General features: G+C 49.1%; 3 protein-coding genes and 1 pseudogene. 1 reads left to right on the forward strand and 3 read right to left on the reverse strand.

What is annotated here, in order from left to right; all coding sequences use genetic code 11:
* Positions 1–251: AAA family ATPase (locus PPL9_RS11855; protein ID WP_057462889.1), on the reverse strand; the 251-nt coding region annotated here is incomplete at its 3' end.
* 93 nt (positions 252–344) lie between these two features.
* Positions 345–986 carry a DsbA family protein gene (locus PPL9_RS11860; protein WP_057462890.1) on the reverse strand — a complete coding sequence of 214 codons (642 nt, stop codon included), beginning with the start codon at positions 984–986 and terminating at the stop codon, positions 345–347.
* Positions 987–1,495: 509 nt separating this feature from the next.
* Here PPL9_RS11860 and PPL9_RS11865 point away from each other — a divergent pair.
* Complete coding sequence (locus PPL9_RS11865; protein ID WP_152986677.1) at positions 1,496–1,987, forward strand: hypothetical protein; 492 nt, start codon at positions 1,496–1,498, stop codon at positions 1,985–1,987.
* 35 nt (positions 1,988–2,022) lie between these two features.
* Here PPL9_RS11865 and PPL9_RS11870 read toward each other — a convergent pair.
* A pseudogene (locus PPL9_RS11870) lies at positions 2,023–2,237 on the reverse strand (DUF721 domain-containing protein); the annotation flags it as partial.

Below are 2,237 nucleotides of genomic sequence, written 5' to 3' on the forward strand. Positions count from 1 at the left end.
AGAAAGAGCGTCACTTCGGCTGTGTTACGCGCCGGGCGGTTAAGGCTGCCCGAGAAAATTACATCATCCATTCCAGAGGCGCGCATGTTCTTATAGGAGCTCTCTCCCATAACCCAGCGCAGCGCTTCTACAAGATTGGACTTTCCGCAGCCATTGGGCCCGACAACGCCTGTCAGGCCGTCTTCAATGACAAACTCCATAGGCTCAACAAAGGATTTGAACCCAAGGACACGGAGGCGCTGAAACTTCATGGAGCGCCCCCTACTCTTACAACAGGGTGTAAGCGATCATACGCGCATAGATCTGCGAGCAGGAGATTCAGCCCTGAGGGCTGCCCGCTTGTCTTACAGATTCTTATCCACGTACTTGCTGAACTCCTCAAGAGAGAGTGCTCCGCTTACTTTTTCACCGTTGATAAAGAAGGTCGGTGTTGAATCTACACCCAGAGTGTCTGAGCCGTAGTCACGAACTTCGGTTACTCCGTCTAGTATTTCCTGATTCGTCAAGCAAGCCTTTACAGCTTCTTCAGTGAAACCGAGCTGCTTGCCCATATTCAACAGGGCGCTGTATGGATCATTGGTGAATGCCCAGCTGCGCTGCTGTTCGAACATCAGAGACATAATGTCGAAGTATTTGTCTTCCGGTGCACAGCGCGCAAGCATAAAGCCAGCTGCAGCGACTGTATCCAGCGGGAATTCACGGAAGATGAAACGCACTTTGCCAGTATCGATGTATTTCTTCTTCAGCTCTTTATATGTGGTGTTGTGGAAGTTGGCGCAGTGACCACATGTCAAAGAGGCGTATTCAATGACAGTGACGGGAGCGTCTGCCTGGCCGATAACCTTATCACCTAACGGGCCAACCTTATTCAGGTCTGCCTCAGAATAGGTCTGTGCAGAGGCAACAGTTGGCATAGCGGCAAAGGCAAGAGAAGCGGCTGTAAGAGCACTGGTGCGCTCAAGAAACTTACGGCGAGAGAGTGTCACGTTTTTCTATCCCAAGTTAAAATGTGTTGCCCTGTTGGCTGACCCGGCGCGTTTATCGCCATAAAGACAGCCAGCATCTGGTCTGGAGTATAACCACTCCAACCCAAGAGCCATTGATCACAAACTGGTGAACATCCGCAGAATACAGCCATGCCCACAGCTCGCTTTCCAGCAACAATTGGTTTTCAGGAAACTATGGCAAATACTTGTCGGATGCTACCGAATATCCTGAGTAGTCATATTAAATTTTGGTAAGGCAGCTGGATTGACGCAAACGTTAGGCGAGAAAACGATTTTCTTCGTTTAAAACAAAGGGGTTCTGCCATTTCGCGGTAAACGGGCAGAGAGCGTTCCAAGATATCCGCTATGATTAAATTTGCACTGCTAATACATACCCACAGAATTTATGCATGGAAAACAACAATAATTTCTCGTGTTGTTTTGTTTTTGCCTCATTAATGAGTTATTAAATATTTATAGAACTCTCTAACAAGATATACGGATATGTTATGAAGCGCTTGACTACATTAATGCTTCTCAGCACACCACTGATTGCCTGCCAAGCCTCTGTATCTGAAGATTTCGTCGAAGCTATACCTACAACTACTCAAGAAACGACGATTGAAACGACCGCTATACCTGCGACATCCAATACAATTTATACAGGCACCGCAGATTTGGGCGCACTTACCTCTACGAATTGGGTCGTCAGCGAGGGCAGCGGAAACAGCTCAGCTCCTTGTCGGGTCCAGTTTAGCAAGACCCCGTCAGGCGCTGCTGTTGTGACACCAGCTGTGACCAGCAGTTTTCCAAACGGACATGCAGCAACAAGCGGCTGCACCAATGAAGAGCTGAGCAGCGTGACGGCGTGGGCGGTGAATGGTGATACCATTGAGCTGCGGAATGCGCAGGAAACAACGACAGCCTATCTTTTGATGGAGCGCCCTGACCTTTTGCTGGGATATACCGCAAAGGGGCATGATCTGGTGGTCAGCCAGTAATCACACATTCAGAACTGCAGGTCTTTAAGGATGGATCAGGAGTTGCTTGCAGGTGTGCGGGCAATGAGGTTCTTGCCGAGCTTTTCCAGCGCATTCTTCAACCGTTCATCAGAGACTGAGGCAACCTTCTGCTCGATGCGGCGGTTTTCAATTTCTGACAGCTCACGAAGCGGTTTTGGTGTGATTTTTTTGGTTCTGAGCGCCGGACGCTGCACAACCTTGATGCGGCCAACCGCATTCCAACCTAAAA

It is taken from the genome of Pseudovibrio sp. POLY-S9 (genome assembly GCF_001431305.1).
Taxonomy (GTDB): domain Bacteria; phylum Pseudomonadota; class Alphaproteobacteria; order Rhizobiales; family Stappiaceae; genus Pseudovibrio.

What these genes read in the sequence shown, in the direction of transcription:
- PPL9_RS11865 (WP_152986677.1), top strand. Translation starts at nt 1,496, where the DNA reads ATGAAGCGCTTGACTACATTAATGCTTCTCAGCACACCACTGATTGCC.